This is a genomic window from Micromonospora sp. NPDC005215 (genome assembly GCF_040607915.1).
In the GTDB taxonomy this organism is placed as follows: Bacteria; Actinomycetota; Actinomycetes; order Mycobacteriales; family Micromonosporaceae; genus Micromonospora.
The window spans coordinates 46,178-63,211 of record NZ_JBEXHQ010000036.1; the positions used below are offsets into that span (position 1 = coordinate 46,178).

The following is a 17,034-nucleotide window of genomic DNA, read 5'->3' on the forward strand; positions in this document are numbered from 1 at the left end:
CTCCGGTCAGCGAAGGCCGTTGAGGACCTTCTCGTAACGAGGGCGCTCGGCCGCCGGAGTCTTCGCCTCAAGGTAGTTGAGCACCACCGCGCCACGGCGGTACGACTGGCCACCCCAGGTCTCCGCGATGTCGCCGGCGCTGGTCTCGTCGGGGAAGACGTACACCGTCACGGCGTCGGTGGCGATCAGCTCGGAACAACCCAGGCCGAGCCCGTCCGGTCCGCAGTCGACCGAGCGGTCCTTCGGATGCGGCACCTTCAGGCCGGCGGCCTTGAACGCCTCGACGATCTGCTTCGCCCCGGGTGCCCCGACCGGGCGTTGGGGCAGCACCACCGGCGGTGGACTGGCCGGCCGGTGCTGCGTGGGCCCCTGCGGGGCAATGGAGGGCGGGGTCGGCGGAGGTGGCGCACCGCCGGTGCTGGACGGGGCGACCGAGGGCGTCGGCGCGCTCGGCAGAACGGCGGCCGTCGGGGCCGAGGCGGGCGAGGCGGACGAGGCGGTGGGAGCCGCGCTCGACGGGTCGGCGTCGTCACCGCCGCAACCGGCGGTGAGGGCGACGGCGACCAGCAGGACCGCGACGGCGGGCAGGCTCCGATGTGTCACCAGGGCAGTCTCCCTCGACGCCACCCGAGCGCGGGAGTGGCCGGTCGGTCACCGCACTGTCCCATATTCGCCACCCACGTCGACCCCGGCGGGCGGGCGGTGGACCTCCTCCGGGTGGCCCCGGGTGACGTCCTGCGGGTTTCCCGCTGATATTCGACTGTGGAATGCTGCCCCGGTGGGTGAACAAGTGGTTCCCGTGGGCTGTCCCTGCTGTGCGTCTCGGACCGGTGGGGGGACCTGCCCGGTCTGTTTCTGGACCGACGACGGCCAGACCGACGCCGACGCCGACGCGGTCCGGGATGGCCCCAACGGCGACCTGAGCCTCTCGCACGCAAGACTCAACTACGCCGTCTACGGTGCCAGCCACCCGCGCTACCAGGACATGGTGCGCCCGGCCCGCCCCGACGAGCGCCCCTGACCGACGTCCGACGGGGAGCGTGGCTCAGCAGACGGGCACGCTGCCGCCGTACACGCCGGAGATGTACGCGTGGCTGACGTACTGCCCGGTGGCCAGGCGGTTCCAGCGGGTGGTGGTGCGGTAGGGGCCGGCGACCGACTGACCGGTGACGTAACACTGGATCGGCACGTGCGCCAACCGGGCGGCGAGGCCACGAATCGCGGACGACGTGCTGGCGCCGGCGCGGATGTTCAGCGGCCCGTCACCGACCACGCCGCGCGGCCCACCGCCGGTCCACAGGTACGCGACGTCCACCCAGGCGTTGGTGGTCAACTGGAGGCCGTCCCAGAAGGTGCCGTCGGCCAGGTCGACGCCCGCCGGGTTGAGCACCGTCCGCCCGAACTGGTCTCGACCGCCGTTGTAGCCGGACTGGTACGCGGCCTGCGCCTCGGGTCGGCCCTGCGGCAGGTTCTTCCAGTTTTCCCGGACCGACGAGAGGTTCCAGTAGTCGTCGCGGGTGTTCCACGGCCCGACGTCCCAGACCGGGGCGTATTCGCACCGGGAGCCGCTGGTGGTGCAGACCCGCACTGTGTAGTCGCCGGTGTTGAGTGGGGAGAGGCCGCGCCGCGACGGCAGCGCCACGAAGTGGTCCCGGGGTTGGACGGTCCGGCCGTTGGCGGTCAGTTCGCCGACGAGTCCGATCCGGGTGGCGTACACCCGGTAGGTGCGGCCGGGCGTGGCGGCGGAGACGGCGGCGGCCGCGTCGGCGCTGAGCCGCACGGCGCGTACCGTCGCGGTGCCGCCGCCCGTGGGCGCGGTGAGCACCACCCGGGTCTGTACCCGGGTCACCGGCCGGTCAAAGACCGCGCCGGCGGTGGCGGCCCGCCACTCCGTCCAGCCGGCGGCCCGCCACCCGCGGACCTGCGCCTCGACGGTGGCGCCGGCGGGGATCGAGGCGCTGATCTCGGCGCGGACGCGGGTGACCGGCCGGGACAGGGTGCGGGGTGTGGTCAGGAGCATCCCCTCCGCGACCGCGCTGTGCGGGCTGCGCGCGCCACGCCCGGTGGGCCGAGCCGCGCCGAGTCGAAGGCCGGCCGCGGTGCGCCGGACGTTGACGTCGTCGCTGTCGACGACGGACAGGTCGGCGCCCCACTCCTCGGTGTGCGGGGCGGCCGCGATGAGGGTGATCGGGCCGGCGGCGGGGGCAGCCGGCACCGAGTTGACGGCGGGCAGGAGCGCGGCGCTGAGCAGCAGGGTAAGAGAGCCGACGAGGGCGACGGTTGGAGTACGACGACGAGGTCGCGTCATGGTTATTCTCCTCAGAACCCCCTGACCCTCGCATGTCAGGAGATCAGGAGGAACCTGTGTACAAATAGCGACACATGCGAATCCTGCTCAAATGAGAGAGGATGAGAGGGTGCCCGAAGGCGACACCGTCTGGAACACCGCGCGCGTGCTGCACCGCGCCCTCGCCGGCGCACGGATCACCGACAGTGACTTCCGGGTGCCGCAGCTGGCGACCGCCGACCTGACCGGTTGGACCGTCCGCGAGTCGGCCAGCCGGGGCAAGCACCTGCTGCTGCGCCTCAACGCTCCGGACCAGGCGCACTGGACCCTGCACTCGCACCTCCGGATGGACGGCGCCTGGCGGGCGTACGCCCCGGGGGAACGCTGGACCCGCCGGCCCGCGCACCTGATCCGAGTGGTGCTGCGCAGCCCCGGCGCTGTCGCTGTCGGTTATCACCTCCACGAGCTGACAGTCGTGCCCACCGCCGAGGAGGACCACCTGGTCGGCCACCTCGGCCCCGACCTGCTCGGCCCGGACTGGGATCCGGCCGAGGCGGTCCGCCGACTCACCGACCACCCGGAGCAGACCATCGGCGAGGCACTGCTCGACCAGCGCAACCTGGCCGGGGTGGGCAACCTCTACAAGTGCGAGGTGCTGTTCCTGCGCGGTGTGTCGCCGTGGACGCCGGTCGGCGCGGTGCCCGACCTGCCCGGCCTGGTGGCCCTCGCGCAGCGGCTGCTCGCCGCCAACCGTGGTCGGTGGACGCAGAGCAGCACCGGCTCCCTGCACCGGGGCCAGACCAGCTACGTGTACGGTCGCCGCGCCCAGCCGTGCCGCCGCTGCGCCACCGCGATCCGCAAGGAGGAGCTGGGCGAGAGGGTCACCTACTGGTGTCCGGTCTGCCAGCCCGAACACCCGGGCACCCCAAGATCCGGCTGACCAGGGCACCCGTCGGCCAAGGCCATCCCAGATACGGACGATTGGGTAATTCCTATCCGGCCGTCGGAGTCGCATGCTGCGGTTGAGTGCTCACCGATCGTCAGCAGAGCGCCGAGGCAGCCACGCCGGGGTGGCGACCCTCGCGCCCCGACCCGGGGAGAGTCATGGCGTTGTTCCGCAGACTCCGCTCCACCTTCTTCGAACGGGCCACCCGCGACACCGACGGCTCCGTCAATGGCCGAACGGTGTCCGTGCCGACCGCGCGTACCGCCGAGGAGACCACCCCGGCGTCGAGCCTGGATCCGGCCGTCGTGCCCCGCTGCTTCGGCCCGGTGCCGAACTTCGCCCACAGCCCTCGCCCGACGCGCAACACCGGCGGGCGGGTCGTGCCCGGGACCGGGCTGCGCAAGTTCGTCGACCCGCTGTCCGTCCCGGACCGGCGGGGCGGCACCGACCTCGGCGGCCACCTGCCGGTGGCAACGCCGGACACGATCAGCTATCCGGGCTGCGACTACTACGAGATCGTCGTGCAGGAGTACGCGCAACGGCTGCACCGGGACCTGCCAGCCACCCGGCTGCGCGGCTACCGGCAGCTCAACCTGGGCACCGACCCGGCGGGCCACAACACGGTGGGGCCCCCGGATCGGCCCTGGCACCTCGGTCCGATGATCGTCGCCCGGCGGGGCCGACCGGTCCGGGTGAAGTTCATCAACCAACTCCCGACCGGCCGGGCCGGTGAGCTGTTCCTGCCGGTCGACGACAGCATCGAGGGAGCCGGGATCGGCCCGCTGGACGGGCCGGCCCCGTTCCCGCAGAACCGCGCGGTGCTGCACCTGGCCGGGGCGCAGACCGGCTGGAACAGCGCCGGCAACCCGGGGCAGTGGATCACTCCGGCCGGGGAGATCACCCCGTACCCGAACGGGGTGGGCGTCACCCACGTGCCGGACATGCCGCCGCCGGGCGCCGGGGCCACCACCCTGTACTACCCGAACGAGCAGAGCGGCCGGCTGCTGTGGTTGCACGACAACACCCTCGGCCTGGCCCGGCTCACCGTCTACGGCGGACAACTCGCGCTCTACCTGCTCACCGACCCGGCCGAGGAGCAGCTCGTCGCCGACGCGGTGCTGCCGGCCGACCAACTGCCGCTGGTGATCGAGGACAAGACGTTCGTGCCGGACGACGCCCAACTGGCCGCCGAGGACCCGACCTGGGACCGGGAACGCTGGGGCGCCCGGGGCAGCCTCTGGCACCCGCACGTCTACCAGCCGCGGCAGAACCCGTACCGGTCCGACGGACGCAACCCCACCGGCCGGTGGGACTACGGCCCCTGGTCGCGTGATCCCGCCCCGGGCAGCACCCGCGCCGACGGCTGCGTCGCCAACCCGCACCACGACCCGGTCGACGCACCGGACGAGCCCCCGTTGCGCCCCGGCGTGCCGCACCCGTCCGCGGTGCCCGAGGCGTACGGAGACACCCCGCTCGTCAACGGCGTCGCCTACCCGTACCTGGAGGTGCGGCCGCGCGCGTACCGGTTCCGGATCCTCAATGCCTGCCTGGACCGCAGCCTCAACCTCCAGCTCTACCGCGCCTGCTCCGACGCGCCGATGTGGACGGCCGACGGGGCGCTCGCCGACGCCGACGCCGGGGAGGTGCCGATGGTGCCGGCGGTGCCGGCGGCGGACCGCCCGCCGGGGTGGCCGACCGACGGACGCGACGGCGGTGTGCCGGATCCGCGCGCCGCCGGGCCGGAGTTCATCCAGATCGGCAACGAGGCCGGACTGCTGCCCGCCCCGGTGGTGCTGCCGAACCGGCCGGTCGGCTACCGCTACGACCGGCTCGACCCGACAGTGCTGAACGTCGACGGTCACACACTGCTGCTCGCCCCGGGTGAGCGGGCCGACGTGCTCGTCGACTTCTCCGCCGTGCCGCCGGGCAGCACGCTGATCCTGTACAACGACGCCCCGGCGCCGCTGCCGGGCTTCGACCCGCGCTACGACCAGCACACCGACGCACCGGACCGGACGGCCGAGGGTGGGCCGCCGGGCACCGATCCGGGGTACGGCCCGAACACCCGCACCCTGCTCCAGTTCCGGGTCGCGGGCATCCCGGCGCCGCCGTACGACCTGGGCCGGCTGCGCGAACGGCTGCCCGTGGCGTACGCGGCCAGTCAGCGCCCGCCGATCGTGCCGCAGCCGGCGTACGACACGGCGTTCGGCACCCGCACCGCATCGACGACTTCGGTGCCGGTGCACGCCACCTCGGTGACGATCACACCGACGGCCGGCGCGGGGCCGGTGACACTGCCGATCGCCGTCAAGGCCGTACAGCAGGTCTTCGAGCCCGACCACGGCCGGCTGGCCGGCCGACTCGGCGTCGGGCACCCGCACGCCGGGCCGCTCAACCCGACGACCCTGCCCCTCGGCCCGACCGACCCGGTCACCGAGGTGCTCTTCGCCACCGACCTCGCCGTGCCGCTGGGCACCGCGACCGACGGCACCCAGCTCTGGCGGATCAGCGGCAACGTCCGGCAGACCGAACCGCTGCATTTCGGCGGCTGCGACGTGCAGCTGGTGAACCGGGTCGGTTGGGACGGCACGCTGCGCCTCCCGCACGGCACCGAGTTGGGCTGGAAGCAGATCGTCCGGGTCAACCCCCGGGAGGACGTCGTCGTGGCGCTGCGCCCGGTCGCCCCGGCGCTGCCGTTCAAGCTGGGCGACAGCGTCCGGCTGCTCGACCCGTGCCGCCCGGCCGGTGCCCGGACCGGGTCGACCCCGGTCAGCCCGGCGGACGGGCGACCCGCCACCGTTGTCAACCACCTGGTCAACCTCGGCTGGGAATACCGCTGGCACAGTCAACTCGCCGGCCACCGCGACGGCGGGATGACCCGGCCACTGGTGCTGCGGGTGACGCCGAAGGCACCGACCGGGCTGACCGCCACGCCGGTGTCGGGCTCGGCCACCGCGCTACCCGCGATCGCGCTCGCCTGGACCAGCAACGGAGGTCGGCCACCCGCCACCAGTCACCTGCTGCACCGGGCCACCGACGCGACCTTCGACGGCGAGGTCACCACGATCACCGTCGCGGCCGCGGCCACCCGGTACACGGACGCGTCCGTCACTCCCGGGGTGACCTACCACTACCGGATCCGGGCGGAGAACGCGGTCAGCTACTCGTCCTGGTCGAACGGGGTGCCCGCCTCGGTGCACCTGGCCGCGCCGAGCGGCCTGGTCGCCGCGCTGCCACCCGCCGCGCCGCTGCGGGTGGCCCTGCGCTGGACGAACCGCTCGTTCGCCACCGGCATCGACGTGCAGCGGGCCACCAATCCGACGTTCACCAGCGGGCCGGGCACCACGGCGATCGGTGCCGGCGACAATCACCTGGACGTCACGATCGCCCCGGACACCACGTACTACTACCGGGTGCGGACCACCTATCTGGGTGCCGCCTCGGCCTGGTCGACGGTCGCCACGGTGACCTGCCCGCCCGCGCCGGGCACCCCGAACGGGGTGGGCGCCACCGCGAGCGCGCCGGGGCCGGACACCGCGACGGTGATCCTGGCCTGGGCGGCGAGCACCCCCGCCGGCCCGGGGTCCGGGTTCATCGTGCAGCGGGCCCTGGACCCGGCGTTCGACCGGGAGGTGGCCACCTTCACGGTGACCGGTCGCGGCTTCAGCAACACGGGACTGGCCCGGGACGTGACCTACCACTACCGGATCCGGTCGTTCAACGTCGTTGGCAGTTCGCCGTACACGGATCCGATCCGGGTCACGACGCCGCCGTGACCGGGCCGGGTGCGTGGTGCGGCGGTGGGCGTCTCTCAGCGGGTCGGCGCGCGCAGCGGAGTGCCGACGGCGCGCAGCTCGGCCAGCGCCCCGGCCACCCCGTGCAACAGGTCGGTCGCCTCGGTGAGCCGGTCGGCGGCCGGGTGGGCGGTCTCCGGTCGGGCGTCCTCGGCCAGGTAACCGGCGGCGGCCACCACCAGCCGTTCGTAGGCCGCGACCCCACTCTCCAACTGGGCGGTCAGCGCGGCGTGTGCCTCGGCCAGCGGCGGGCGGGCGTCGGCCGGGGCCAACCGCAGCGCACGTTCGACGCTGGCCACCCGTGCGGCCAGGTCGCGCAGCGAACGGTCGGCGGCGGCGGCCTCCAGCACCGCCGGCTCGGCCAGCCCGGTGAGCCGGGGGGCCATGCCGGCCAGGGTGAGCGCCGCCCGGTCCAGTCGGGCCCACTGCTCGCCGGCGCTAGTGCCGCGCAGGGCGATCCGGGAGCGGACCCGGCGGACCTCGGCCAGCACCCCCGGACCGACCGGCAGCCGCTCGACGGCGGCGATCAGCCGGGCCCGCGACCGGGCCGCCGCCTCCGCGGGATCGAGGGCTGGCGGTGCCGGCTGGGCGGCGAGGGCACGCACGTCGATCCAGCGCCAGGCGGCGAGCGCCACCGCGCTGCCCGCGGCGCCGGCCCAGGCCGCGTCGGGCAGACCAAGGCCGGCGTACGGAGTCAGCAACGCAGCCGCGCCGCCGAGCCCACCGGCCAGCACGCTCCACCGTCGGGCGGACCGGCGCAGCCTACCCAGTTTGCGGAAGTACCGGGTCCGCTCGTCTGCCACAGTGACCTCCTCGGTCCGGTCGTTCAGCCGGCGGCGGTCGGGTCGCCGGTGCCCCGCTCGCGGGCCATGCTGGCGCGCAGCTCGTCCAGCCGGGCCGCGGCCGTCGGGTCGGTGGCCGGGCTGGCCTTCTCGGCCTGCGGCACGGCGGGTCGTTGCGACGCGCCGCCGAGCTGCTCCCCTGCCATGCTGGACCGGATCTGCTCCAGCCGGGCCGAACCGGCTGAGTCGATCGTCGCCTTCTGGATCTCCAACATCCGGCCCTCGGCGGAGTTGCCAGCCAGCTCGGCGCGACCCATCGCGGTGGCGTACCGCCGCTCGATGCGGTCGCGCACCTCATCCAGTGACGGGGTGTTGGTGGGCGCGGTCAGCGACGACATCGACTCCAGCGAGCGGGCCACCGACTCCTGCATCTTGGCCTGCTCCAGTTGGCTGAGCAGCTTGGTGCGCTCGGCGAGCTTCTGCTGGAGGATCATCGAGTTGTTCTCGACCGCACGGCGGGCCTGGGCGGCGGCGCCCAACGCCTGGTCGTGCAGGGTCTTCAGGTCTTCGGTGGCCTGTTCGGCGGAGACCAACTGGGTGGCCAGGGTCTGCGCCGACTGCTCGAACCGCGTCGCCTCGGCCTCGTCACCCTTAACCCGGGCCTGGTCGGACAGCACCAGGGCCTGCCGGGCGTTGCCCTGCAACCGCTCGACCTCGGACATCTGCCGGGACAGCTTCATCTCCAGCTGACGCTGGTTGCCGATCACCGCGGCAGCCTGCTGGACCAGCGCCTGGTGCTGCCGCTGGGCATCCTCGATGGCCTGCTGGATCTGCACCTTGGGATCGGCATGCTCGTCGATCTTCGCACCGAAGAGCGCCATCAGGTAGTTCCAACCCTTGACGAACGGGTTCGCCATCTCCGCGGTATCCCCTCAGTAGCATCGCTCCACCACGGCCGGCCGGGCCGGACGGACCGACTGGCCACCACCGGCCGATCTCCATCGTCCCAGCCGAACGCCAACAAGGCATCCGTACCGGTCGGTCGACCGCACCAGCAGCTCCTGTGGGCCACCCTACGCGGCCGGAGCCAGCCCTCCCATGGTCAACCGGGCGACGGGCTCAGGCGGCGCAGACCACGTCCCGGTCGCGCTCGGTCGGGCGGACGCGCGCGCTGCGCAGCGTGGCCCTGAGCGGCGAGTCGTGGCGGACCGAGACGGCGACCTTGCCATCGGAGGTGACCTGGCGGACACCCCGGCTGGTGCTCTTGGACACAGCCCCGGCGTTGGCCGGCTCGTCCTGCATCGAGACGAGCACCTCGGGCATCTGCTCGGCGAGTGCCACGGTGTCGCTCACCTCACGGAGAAGCTCGGACAGACGGGCACCGAGGGCGTCACAGATCGCGGCGAGCAGCTCGCTGGACGGCTCCTTGTGCCCCCGCTCGATCTCGGAGAGGTAGCCGAGGCTGACGTTGGCGGCGGTGGAGACCTCACGCAGCGTGCGCTGCTGCCCCTGCCGGCGCGCCCGCAGTGCGTCACCGATCACCCGGCGTAGCAGGATCATCGCACCTCCCCCTGAGGGATACCTCGCGCCCGGCGCTGGGCGGCCGGCCGCGGCGGACCGCGCCGACCCCGAAACGTCGGAGCCTTCCCGCAACCGTACCCGTTGCGAGCCCAGCCGACATCCCGCCCCGCCCGTCGCTTCGCCGGCGCGGACTCACCGGCGGGCGGCGTCGGCCGTCCCCGCCCTGCCCCGGGTGCCCTCGGCGGTCCCGGCAGGACCCTCCGGGTCGTCGAATTCCCGGGCCTCGGGATCGTCGGCTGCGGCGCCCGGGTGGGCGTCGGGGTCCTGGCCGTCGGCGTCGTGGATCCGCTCGGCGAGCAGGCGCAGCGCCTCGACCACCGCCGCCGCACGGACGTGGTCCCGCCCGCCGTCCAGGTCGAACTGGCGGACCTCCCCGCCGTTCGGGCCGGCGACCGCGACGTAGACCAGACCGACGGGCCTGCCGTCCTGCGGTTCGGGGCCGGCGACGCCGGTGGTGGCCACCCCCCAGTCCGCGCCGCAGCGCTGGCGACCGCCCTCGGCGAGGGCCGCCGCCACATCCGGGTCCACCGGCCCGCGCTCGGACAGCAGGTCGGCGGGTACGCCGGCCAGGGCGCTCTTCAACTCGGTGGCGTAGACGACGAGGCCGCCCCGGTAGATTCCGCTGACTCCGGCGATGTCGACGATCGACGCGGCAAGCGATCCGCCGGTGAGCGATTCGACGGTGGCCAGGGTCTCGTGCCGCTGCGCCAACCGGTGCACCACGCCCGCCGCCGCGCTGCCAGCCGTGGCATCGTCCGCCGCCGCGCCATCCGCCGGCCGCTCGACACCCGTGTCCCGCTGCATGAACCAGTCCTTCCCCACCCAAGGGCCCTCAACCCTGCCGACCCGGTCACGTCGATCATGGAGTTTGCACCACGACACGCCGCCGCGGATGGCAACCACTTCATGATCAACGCAGGGGCGGGGTGGTTTCAGCGGGGGCGGCGGAGGCGGAGAGCCTGGGCTATGTAGTCGAAGCCGGTGGCGACAGTGACCAGGACGGCGGCCGCCATGATCCACGGGCCGACGGCGGCGAGGGCAGCGGGCATCGGCCAGAGATACCAGGCGATGGCGAGGATCTGGAGCGCAGTCTTGACCTTGCCGCCCCGGCTGGCCGCGATCACGCCGTGCCGGATCACCCAGAACCGCAGCCCGGTGATGCCCAGCTCGCGGACGAGGATCAGTGCGGTCACCCACCAGGGCAACTGGTCGTACCAGGACAGCAACACCAGGGCGGCACCGGTGAGCGCCTTGTCGGCGATCGGGTCGGCCACCTTGCCGACCGAGGTGACAAGCCCGAACCGGCGGGCGATCCAGCCATCCACCAGGTCGGTCGCCGACGCCACCGCGAAGATCAGGCACGCTGCCATCCGCCAGCCGGAGTGGATCATCCCGGACATGATCACCGAGGCGGCGAAGACCGGCACCAGCGCGAGCCGCAGGGCGGTCAGCGCGTTGGCCGCGTTGACGACGGGCACCACGGCGACCACCCGGGCCGGCGTCGACTCCGCCGCCCCGGTCACCGCCGCACTCCGCTCGGCCCGCCGTGGCGTTCCCGGCACCGCACCACTGGGCTCCCCCGCTCCGCTTGGGCCCACCGTCACCGTGCCGCGCCGGGCGCCGCCGAGATCATCTCATCCGGCACCGCCAGCAGGTCCACCCCTTCGGTGCCGGTCACCGTTGCGCGCACCAGGTCACCCGGGCGCAGCGCGACGAGGTCGACCCCACCCTCGAACGGGGCGACCAGCGTGGTGGAACCGTCCACCTCCGGCGCCTGGTGCGCCGCCCGCCCCTCCACCACGCCGTCCTCGATCGAGTCGACAAGCACCTCGACGGTCGAGCCGAGTCGGTCCTCGGCCCGCTGCGAGCACAGCTCGTCGGCGAGCGCGCTCAGCCGGTCGTACCGCCGCTTGATCGTCGCGGCGGAGACCTTGCCAGGCAGGCCGGCGGCCTCGGTGCCGTCCTCGTCGCTGTAGTCGAACATCCCGATCGCGTCCAGCCGGGCCTCGGTCAGGAACCGGACCAGCTCGTCGACATCGGCGCGGGTCTCGCCGGGGAAACCGACGATGAAGTTGCTCCGGGCGCCCGCGTCCGGGGCCAACGCACGGGCACCAGCGAGCAGCTCCAGGAAACGGTCGGTGGAGCCGAAACGCCGCATCCGGCGCAGCACCGGCTCGCTGGAGTGCTGGAACGACAGGTCGAAGTACGGGGCCACACCCGGCGTGTTGGCGATCGCCTCGACCAGCCCGGGTCGGGTCTCCGCCGGCTGGAGGTAGCTCGCCCGCACCCGGACGATGCCGGTCACCGCGGCGAGCTGCGGCAGCAGCTTCTCCAACGCGCGGGGATCGCCGAGATCCTTGCCGTACGAGGTGGAGTTCTCACTGACCAGCACCAACTCCCGTACGCCGGTCTTGGCCAGCCACTCCGCCTCGGCGAGCAACTCGTCCGGGGTACGCGAGACGAACGCCCCCCGGAAGGCCGGAATGGCACAGAACGCGCAGCGCCGGTCGCAGCCGCTGGCCAGCTTCAACGAGGCCACCGGGCCGGTGTCCAGTCGGCGGCGCAGCACCTGGCGCAGGTGCGCGGGGGTGTGCTCGTCGATGTCGACGGCGGTGCGGCTCACGGTGCCGTGACCGGGCAGCGACACGGCGCTGTCGCGCCGCTGCACCGGGGTCAGCGGCAGCAGCTCACGCCGGTCCCGAGGGGTGTGCGCGGTGATCTGCTCACCGGCGACGACCGCGTTCAGCCGGGCGGCGATGTCCGGGTAGTCGTCGAAGCTCAGCACCGCCTGCGCCTCGGGCAGGCTGTCGGCCAGCTCCCGGCCGTACCGCTCGGCCATGCAGCCCGCCGCGACCACCTTGGCGCCGGTGCCGGCGGCGGCGAGCAGGGTCTGGATGGAATCCTGCTTGGCCTTCTCCACGAAGCCGCAGGTGTTGACGACCACCACGTCGGCGCCCTCGCCGTCGGTGGTCACCTGCCAGCCATCGGCGTGCAGCCGTGCGGCCAGCTCCTCCGAGTCGACCTCGTTGCGGGCACAGCCCAGGGTGAGCAGGGCGACGCGACGGCCCTCGGCGTTGTCAGAGGGAGAAGGAGAGGTGGCAGACACCATCCGAGGGTACCGGGCCGTCCGGGGAAGCCCACGCACGCGGGGCTGCGGTGACGGCCGGACGCGCGCCCTGACGCCGAATCGGCCACCCTGTCCCCCGCCGGCGCTCAGCGAGCCACGGCGGCCATGCGGGTCAACGCATCGAGCAGGAAGACCTCGGTGCCGGCCAGGCCCGTGGAGCAGAAAACCGAGATCTGGTCCGCGGCGGTCCGGCCGGGGGCGGCGCCGGCCAGGATGGCGCCCAGGTCGCGCAACCGCCCGGCGTACGGGGGCGTGGCCGCGAGCATCGGCGGCTGGTAGTCCGCCGCCTGGGCCGGCGAGTCGGTGACCAGCAGGTCGGCGGCGTCCAGCAGGTCGGTGCCGAACTCGCTGCGGTCCCGCTGCTTGAAGCCGACCGCGTTGAGGTGCGTGCCGGGGCTGAGGTCGGCGGCGCAGAGCACCGGGGCCGGGCTGGTCGTGGCGAGCACCACGATGTCCCGCCCGGCGACGGCCGAGCCCGGGTCGGTCACCGTTCGGGCGGACACGCCCAGCTCGACGCGGATCCGCGCGGCGAGGGCGTCCCGGCGGGCGGCGGAGCGGCTGTGCACCACCACCTCGCGCAACGGGCGGACCGCTGCGGCGGCCCAGACCTGGGTCCAGGCCTGCCGGCCGGAACCGATCACGCCGAGGGTGGCCGCGTCCGGGCGGGCCAGGGCGTCGACCGCCACGCCACCCAACCCTCCGGTACGACGGGAACCCAGCTCCTCGCCCACCGCGACCGCCCGGATCGCCCCGGTGCCCGCGTCGTGCAGCACCACCACCTGCTCGCTCTGCGGGTGGCCGAAGGTGTCGTAGGAGCGGAAGCCGTACCATTCGCCGACCAGGTGCCCGGCGGTGAGCACCAGCCGCCCACCGCTGAGCGGGGCGGCGGCCCGGGGCGGGGCCACGAGGCGTCCCTCGTACGCGGCCAGAAGGGCGGCCCGCATGGCGTCGACGGTGGTGGCGGCGTCCAGCGCGGCGGCGACCTCGGGGTCGGCATAGATCAGCGTCATGATGGTCATCCTGCAAGTTAGAGTCAAGTGCAGGTCAATACCGGGTGGCGGGAGTCACTGGTCCACCCGGGCCCGGCTCATCCATCCGCCACGACGGCCGACCGGTGCTAGCGTCGGCGTCGGTGGCCTGCGGCCATCCCGGACGAGTGGTGGGCGTACCCGGTCAGGCCAAGACGCCCCGCGACGTGCAGACCCGACTCGTCCCGGCCCCGGCGGCCCGGGCACTCTCGCGTGAGGTGAACGATGGCCTGGCTGGTATTGGTGATCTCCGGACTGCTGGAGACTGCCTGGGCGATCGCCCTGGACCGCAGCGCCGGCTTCAGCCGGCTGGTCCCGTCAGTCGTGTTCGCGGTGACGCTGGTCCTGAGCATGGCCGGGCTGGCGTACGCGCTGCGCGAGATCCCGGTCGGCACCGGTTACGCGGTCTGGGTCGGCATCGGCGCGGTTGGCACCGCGCTGATCGGGATGCTGGCGCTCGGCGAGTCGGCGAGCCTGCCCCGGATCCTGTGCCTGCTGCTGGTGGTCTCCGGCGTGATCGGCCTGAAAATCTTCCACTGAGGAGCCACCTCGACAGGCGTGGCCGCTGCCCACAGTGGGTAGTGATCAATCCGTCACGACAGGCTCTCACCCGGAGGAAGACATGGCCGACCTGCCCAGCAACGCACGCCCCCGAGCCAACGCTGCCCGGATCCTCACCATCGTGGGCTTCGTCTTCGCGGTTATCGCCCTGCTGCTGTCCCCGATCGTCTTCGGCGTGCTCGGCATCGTCGCGGGCATCGCCGGCGCGGTGCTGGGTGACAAGCCGCTCGGCTGGTACGCCGCAGCGGCCAGCCTCGTCGGCGCGATCCTCGGCACCGTCATCGCCGCCGCCCTGCTCAACTGACGCTTCCCCAGGTACGGGCCCGCCGGCTGCCGGCGGGCCCGTCGCGCTTGCCGGGGTCGGTCGTCCCCGCCGGTCAGTCCACGTCGCCGCGCAGGCCGGCCAGGACCTCCTCCAGCTCGTCCGGCTTGACCAGCACGTCACGCGCCTTCGACCCCTCCGACGGCCCGACCACCCCACGGGTCTCCATCAGGTCCATCAGTCGGCCCGCCTTCGCGAAACCGACCCGCAGCTTGCGCTGGAGCATCGAGGTCGAGCCGAACTGCGAGGTCACCACCAACTCCACCGCCTGCACCAACAGGTCGAGATCGTCACCGATGTCCTCGTCGGGCTTCTTCCTGGTCTCCTGCGCGGGGGCCAGCACGTCCTTGCGGAACTCCGGCTCGCGCTGGTCCTTGCAGAACTTCACGACGTCGGCGATCTCCCGCTCGGTGACCCAGGCGCCCTGGATGCGTACCGGCTTGGAGGCGCCCATCGGCAGGAAGAGCCCGTCACCGCGGCCGAGCAGCTTCTCCGCGCCCGGCTGGTCGAGGATGACCCGCGAATCGGCGAGCGAGGAGGTGGCGAACGCCAGCCGGGACGGCACGTTCGCCTTGATCAGACCGGTTACCACGTCGACCGAGGGCCGTTGGGTGGCCAGGACCAGGTGGATGCCGGCCGCACGGGCCAGCTGGGTGATCCGGACGACCGAGTCCTCCACGTCGCGCGGCGCGACCATCATCAGGTCGGCCAACTCGTCCACGATCACCAACAGGTACGGGTACGGGCGCATCTCCCGTTCGCTGCCCGGCGGGGCCTTGATCTCGCCGTTGCGGACCTTGCGGTTGAAGTCGTCGATGTGCCGGACCCCGTTGGCGGCGAGGTCGTCGTAGCGCATGTCCATCTCGCGGACCACCCAGTCCAGCGAGTCGGCCGCCTTCTTGGCATTTGTCACGATCGGGGTGACCAGGTGCGGGATGCCCTCGTAGCCGGTCATCTCGACCCGCTTCGGGTCGATCAGCAGCAGGCGTACCTCGTCCGGGGTGGCCCGGGTGAGGATCGAGACGAGAAGAGTGTTCAGGCACGAGCTCTTCCCGGCCCCGGTGGCCCCGGCGATGAGAATGTGCGGCATCTTCGCGAGGTTGGCCACCACGTAGCCGCCCTCGATGTCCTTGCCGAGCGCCACCACCATCGGATGGTGGTCGCTGGTCGCCGCACGAGAGCGCAGCACGTCGCCGAGGGCGACGTTCTCCGGGTCGGTGTTCGGGATCTCCACGCCGACCGCGCTCTTGCCCGGGATCGGGCTGAGGATCCGCACGTCCGGCGACTTCACCGCGTACGCGATGTTGCGGGAGAGCTGGGTGATCCGCTCGACCTTGACGCCGTGGCCCACCTCGACCTCGTAGCGGGTGACAGTGGGGCCACGCGTGAACCCGGTGACCGCGGCGTCCACGTCGAACTGGTCGAACACACCGGTCAGCGCGGCGATCACCTCGTCGTTGGCTTTGCTGCGCGTCTTCGCGGCGGCCCCGGCGCTGAGCATGTTGGCCGGTGGCAGTGTGTAGTCCCCGGCCAGTCCGGTCAACGCGAGCTGCTCGGCCCGCGTCGGCGCGGGCGAGTGCTCCGGCGGGTCGACCGGCGGCCGGCGGCTCGCCGGCACCTTCGCCGGAGACTTGCGCGGCAGCACCATGGTCTCCTGGAGGTCCACGCCGTCCAGGTCCTCGAAGTCGTCCGGGTCCACTGGCGGAGGCGTCCGCTTCGCCGGCCGCTTACGCGTCCGCTGGGCGGCCGGCTCGTCGGCTTCCTCGGCCTCCTCCGGTGCGGCGACCAGCCCGCCGGCCAACAGGCCCAGCCGCTCCGGGATCTTGTTGATCGGTGTCGCCGTCACCACGAGCAGACCGAAGAGCAGCAGCAGGATCAGCAGCGGCACCGCCACCCAGGCGGTGACCGCGCGCTCCAGCAGCCCACCGATGCCCGCGCCGACCAGCCCACCCGCGAAGTCGCGTTGCAGCGGGTTGGCCGGGGCCTGACCGATGTGGAGCAGCGCCGCGGTCGAGACGAGCAGTGAACTCCAGCCGATCAACCCGCGGCCCCGGTGCTCCGGATCGGCCGGCTGACGCATCAACCGCCAGGCCCCGATCATCAACAGCACCGGTACGACCACCGAGATCGCGCCCAGGAACAGCCGGATCGAGTCGGCCAGTCGCGCGCCCACCGGGCCCGCTCCGGAAAGCCAGAGCGCCACGGCGGTGAGCAGGGCGAACCCGAACATCAGCAGCCCGGCGCCGTCCCGGCGGTGCTCCGGGTCGAGGTCGCGGGCGGAGGCGGCCTGCCGACCGGCGGCCCGCACCGCCCAGCCCATCCCGTGTGCCACGCCCATCCACAGTGCGCCCACCGCACGGCCCACGTAGACAGCCGCGCCGGGCCGGGCCGGCACCGTACGGCGCCGGACCGGCGCCCGGGTCTTCTTCGCCGGTTGACGGGCACGACTGTTGGTGCCACCGCGCGGCGACGCGCCGCGCCGCCGGCTCGCCTGAGAGGTACGGCCCGCCATAGAGTCACGGTAACGGTGGGGCCGGGCAGAACCCCGCTTTTCCGGGTCGTGTCCGCGCGTCGCAACACGAGCCCCGCCGCCAGTCGTGATATCC

General features: G+C 73.1%; 14 protein-coding genes, 1 pseudogene and 1 riboswitch. Of the genes and pseudogenes, 5 read left to right on the top strand and 10 right to left on the bottom strand.

The window, feature by feature from the left end:
- Window positions 1–6: 6 nt before the first annotated feature.
- Window positions 7–603 carry a hypothetical protein gene (locus ABZU25_RS24255; RefSeq protein ID WP_355031660.1) on the bottom strand — a complete coding sequence of 199 codons (597 nt, stop codon included), beginning with the start codon at window positions 601–603 and terminating at the stop codon, window positions 7–9.
- 175 nt (window positions 604–778) lie between these two features.
- On the opposite strand from ABZU25_RS24255, the gene ABZU25_RS24260 reads away from it, so the two are divergent.
- Window positions 779–1,021, top strand: coding sequence for a CPCC family cysteine-rich protein (locus tag ABZU25_RS24260; protein ID WP_355031661.1), 243 nt, complete (start codon window positions 779–781; stop codon window positions 1,019–1,021).
- Between the two features lie 24 nt (window positions 1,022–1,045).
- On the opposite strand, the gene ABZU25_RS24265 is transcribed toward ABZU25_RS24260, so the two are convergent.
- Complete coding sequence (locus tag ABZU25_RS24265) at window positions 1,046–2,308, bottom strand: hypothetical protein (RefSeq protein WP_355031662.1); 1,263 nt, start codon at window positions 2,306–2,308, stop codon at window positions 1,046–1,048.
- Window positions 2,309–2,417: 109 nt separating this feature from the next.
- On the opposite strand from ABZU25_RS24265, the gene ABZU25_RS24270 reads away from it, so the two are divergent.
- Window positions 2,418–3,227 (top strand): DNA-formamidopyrimidine glycosylase family protein, encoded by an 810-nt coding sequence (locus tag ABZU25_RS24270; protein WP_355031681.1) that lies wholly within the window; start codon window positions 2,418–2,420, stop codon window positions 3,225–3,227.
- 164 nt (window positions 3,228–3,391) lie between these two features.
- Window positions 3,392–7,009 carry a hypothetical protein gene (locus tag ABZU25_RS24275; protein ID WP_355031663.1) on the top strand — a complete coding sequence of 1,206 codons (3,618 nt, stop codon included), beginning with the start codon at window positions 3,392–3,394 and terminating at the stop codon, window positions 7,007–7,009.
- Between the two features lie 35 nt (window positions 7,010–7,044).
- Here ABZU25_RS24275 and ABZU25_RS24280 read toward each other — a convergent pair whose 3' ends face one another.
- The 7 genes and pseudogenes from ABZU25_RS24280 to ABZU25_RS24310 all read right to left on the bottom strand — a co-directional run bounded on the left by ABZU25_RS24280 (window position 7,045) and on the right by ABZU25_RS24310 (window position 13,527).
- Window positions 7,045–7,830 (bottom strand): hypothetical protein, encoded by a 786-nt coding sequence (locus tag ABZU25_RS24280; RefSeq protein ID WP_355031664.1) that lies wholly within the window; start codon window positions 7,828–7,830, stop codon window positions 7,045–7,047.
- 23 nt (window positions 7,831–7,853) lie between these two features.
- Window positions 7,854–8,726: a PspA/IM30 family protein gene (locus ABZU25_RS24285; protein WP_355031665.1), complete on the bottom strand. Its 873-nt coding sequence runs from the start codon at window positions 8,724–8,726 to the stop codon at window positions 7,854–7,856.
- Window positions 8,727–8,928: 202 nt separating this feature from the next.
- Window positions 8,929–9,369: a helix-turn-helix transcriptional regulator gene (locus ABZU25_RS24290; protein ID WP_355031666.1), complete on the bottom strand. Its 441-nt coding sequence runs from the start codon at window positions 9,367–9,369 to the stop codon at window positions 8,929–8,931.
- 303 nt (window positions 9,370–9,672) lie between these two features.
- Window positions 9,673–10,194: pseudogene (locus ABZU25_RS24295) on the bottom strand (CinA family protein); the annotation flags it as partial.
- Between the two features lie 128 nt (window positions 10,195–10,322).
- Window positions 10,323–10,913, bottom strand: coding sequence for a CDP-diacylglycerol--glycerol-3-phosphate 3-phosphatidyltransferase (gene pgsA / locus ABZU25_RS24300; protein WP_355031667.1), 591 nt, complete (start codon window positions 10,911–10,913; stop codon window positions 10,323–10,325).
- 77 nt (window positions 10,914–10,990) lie between these two features.
- Window positions 10,991–12,499, bottom strand: a complete 1,509-nt coding sequence (rimO, locus tag ABZU25_RS24305) for a 30S ribosomal protein S12 methylthiotransferase RimO (RefSeq protein WP_355031668.1) — start codon at window positions 12,497–12,499, stop codon at window positions 10,991–10,993.
- Window positions 12,500–12,603: 104 nt separating this feature from the next.
- Window positions 12,604–13,527: an ornithine cyclodeaminase family protein gene (locus tag ABZU25_RS24310; RefSeq protein WP_355031669.1), complete on the bottom strand. Its 924-nt coding sequence runs from the start codon at window positions 13,525–13,527 to the stop codon at window positions 12,604–12,606.
- A gap of 118 nt (window positions 13,528–13,645) precedes the next feature.
- Window positions 13,646–13,710, top strand: a riboswitch (guanidine-III (ykkC-III) riboswitch).
- 60 nt (window positions 13,711–13,770) lie between these two features.
- Here ABZU25_RS24310 and ABZU25_RS24315 point away from each other — a divergent pair.
- Window positions 13,771–14,085, top strand: a complete 315-nt coding sequence (locus tag ABZU25_RS24315; protein ID WP_355031670.1) for an SMR family transporter — start codon at window positions 13,771–13,773, stop codon at window positions 14,083–14,085.
- Between the two features lie 82 nt (window positions 14,086–14,167).
- The gene (locus ABZU25_RS24320; protein WP_355031671.1) at window positions 14,168–14,410 is read left to right on the top strand and encodes a hypothetical protein; all 243 of its coding nucleotides are present in this window, start codon (window positions 14,168–14,170) and stop codon (window positions 14,408–14,410) included.
- 73 nt (window positions 14,411–14,483) lie between these two features.
- On the opposite strand, the gene ABZU25_RS24325 is transcribed toward ABZU25_RS24320, so the two are convergent.
- A complete protein-coding gene (locus ABZU25_RS24325; protein WP_355031672.1) occupies window positions 14,484–16,940 on the bottom strand; it encodes a DNA translocase FtsK 4TM domain-containing protein in 2,457 nt (818 codons plus the stop codon).
- Between the last annotated feature and the right edge of the window lie 94 nt (window positions 16,941–17,034).

Excerpts from the sequence above, each read along its gene's own strand:
- ABZU25_RS24265 (WP_355031662.1), bottom strand. The coding sequence starts at position 2,308 with ATGACGCGACCTCGTCGTCGTACTCCAACCGTCGCCCTCGTCGGCTCT.
- ABZU25_RS24275 (WP_355031663.1), top strand. The coding sequence starts at position 3,392 with ATGGCGTTGTTCCGCAGACTCCGCTCCACCTTCTTCGAACGGGCCACC.
- ABZU25_RS24285 (WP_355031665.1), bottom strand. The coding sequence starts at position 8,726 with ATGGCGAACCCGTTCGTCAAGGGTTGGAACTACCTGATGGCGCTCTTC.
- ABZU25_RS24290 (WP_355031666.1), bottom strand. The coding sequence starts at position 9,369 with ATGATCCTGCTACGCCGGGTGATCGGTGACGCACTGCGGGCGCGCCGG.
- rimO (WP_355031668.1), bottom strand. The coding sequence starts at position 12,499 with ATGGTGTCTGCCACCTCTCCTTCTCCCTCTGACAACGCCGAGGGCCGT.
- ABZU25_RS24310 (WP_355031669.1), bottom strand. The coding sequence starts at position 13,527 with ATGACGCTGATCTATGCCGACCCCGAGGTCGCCGCCGCGCTGGACGCC.
- ABZU25_RS24315 (WP_355031670.1), top strand. The coding sequence starts at position 13,771 with ATGGCCTGGCTGGTATTGGTGATCTCCGGACTGCTGGAGACTGCCTGG.
- ABZU25_RS24320 (WP_355031671.1), top strand. The coding sequence starts at position 14,168 with ATGGCCGACCTGCCCAGCAACGCACGCCCCCGAGCCAACGCTGCCCGG.
- ABZU25_RS24325 (WP_355031672.1), bottom strand. The coding sequence starts at position 16,940 with ATGGCGGGCCGTACCTCTCAGGCGAGCCGGCGGCGCGGCGCGTCGCCG.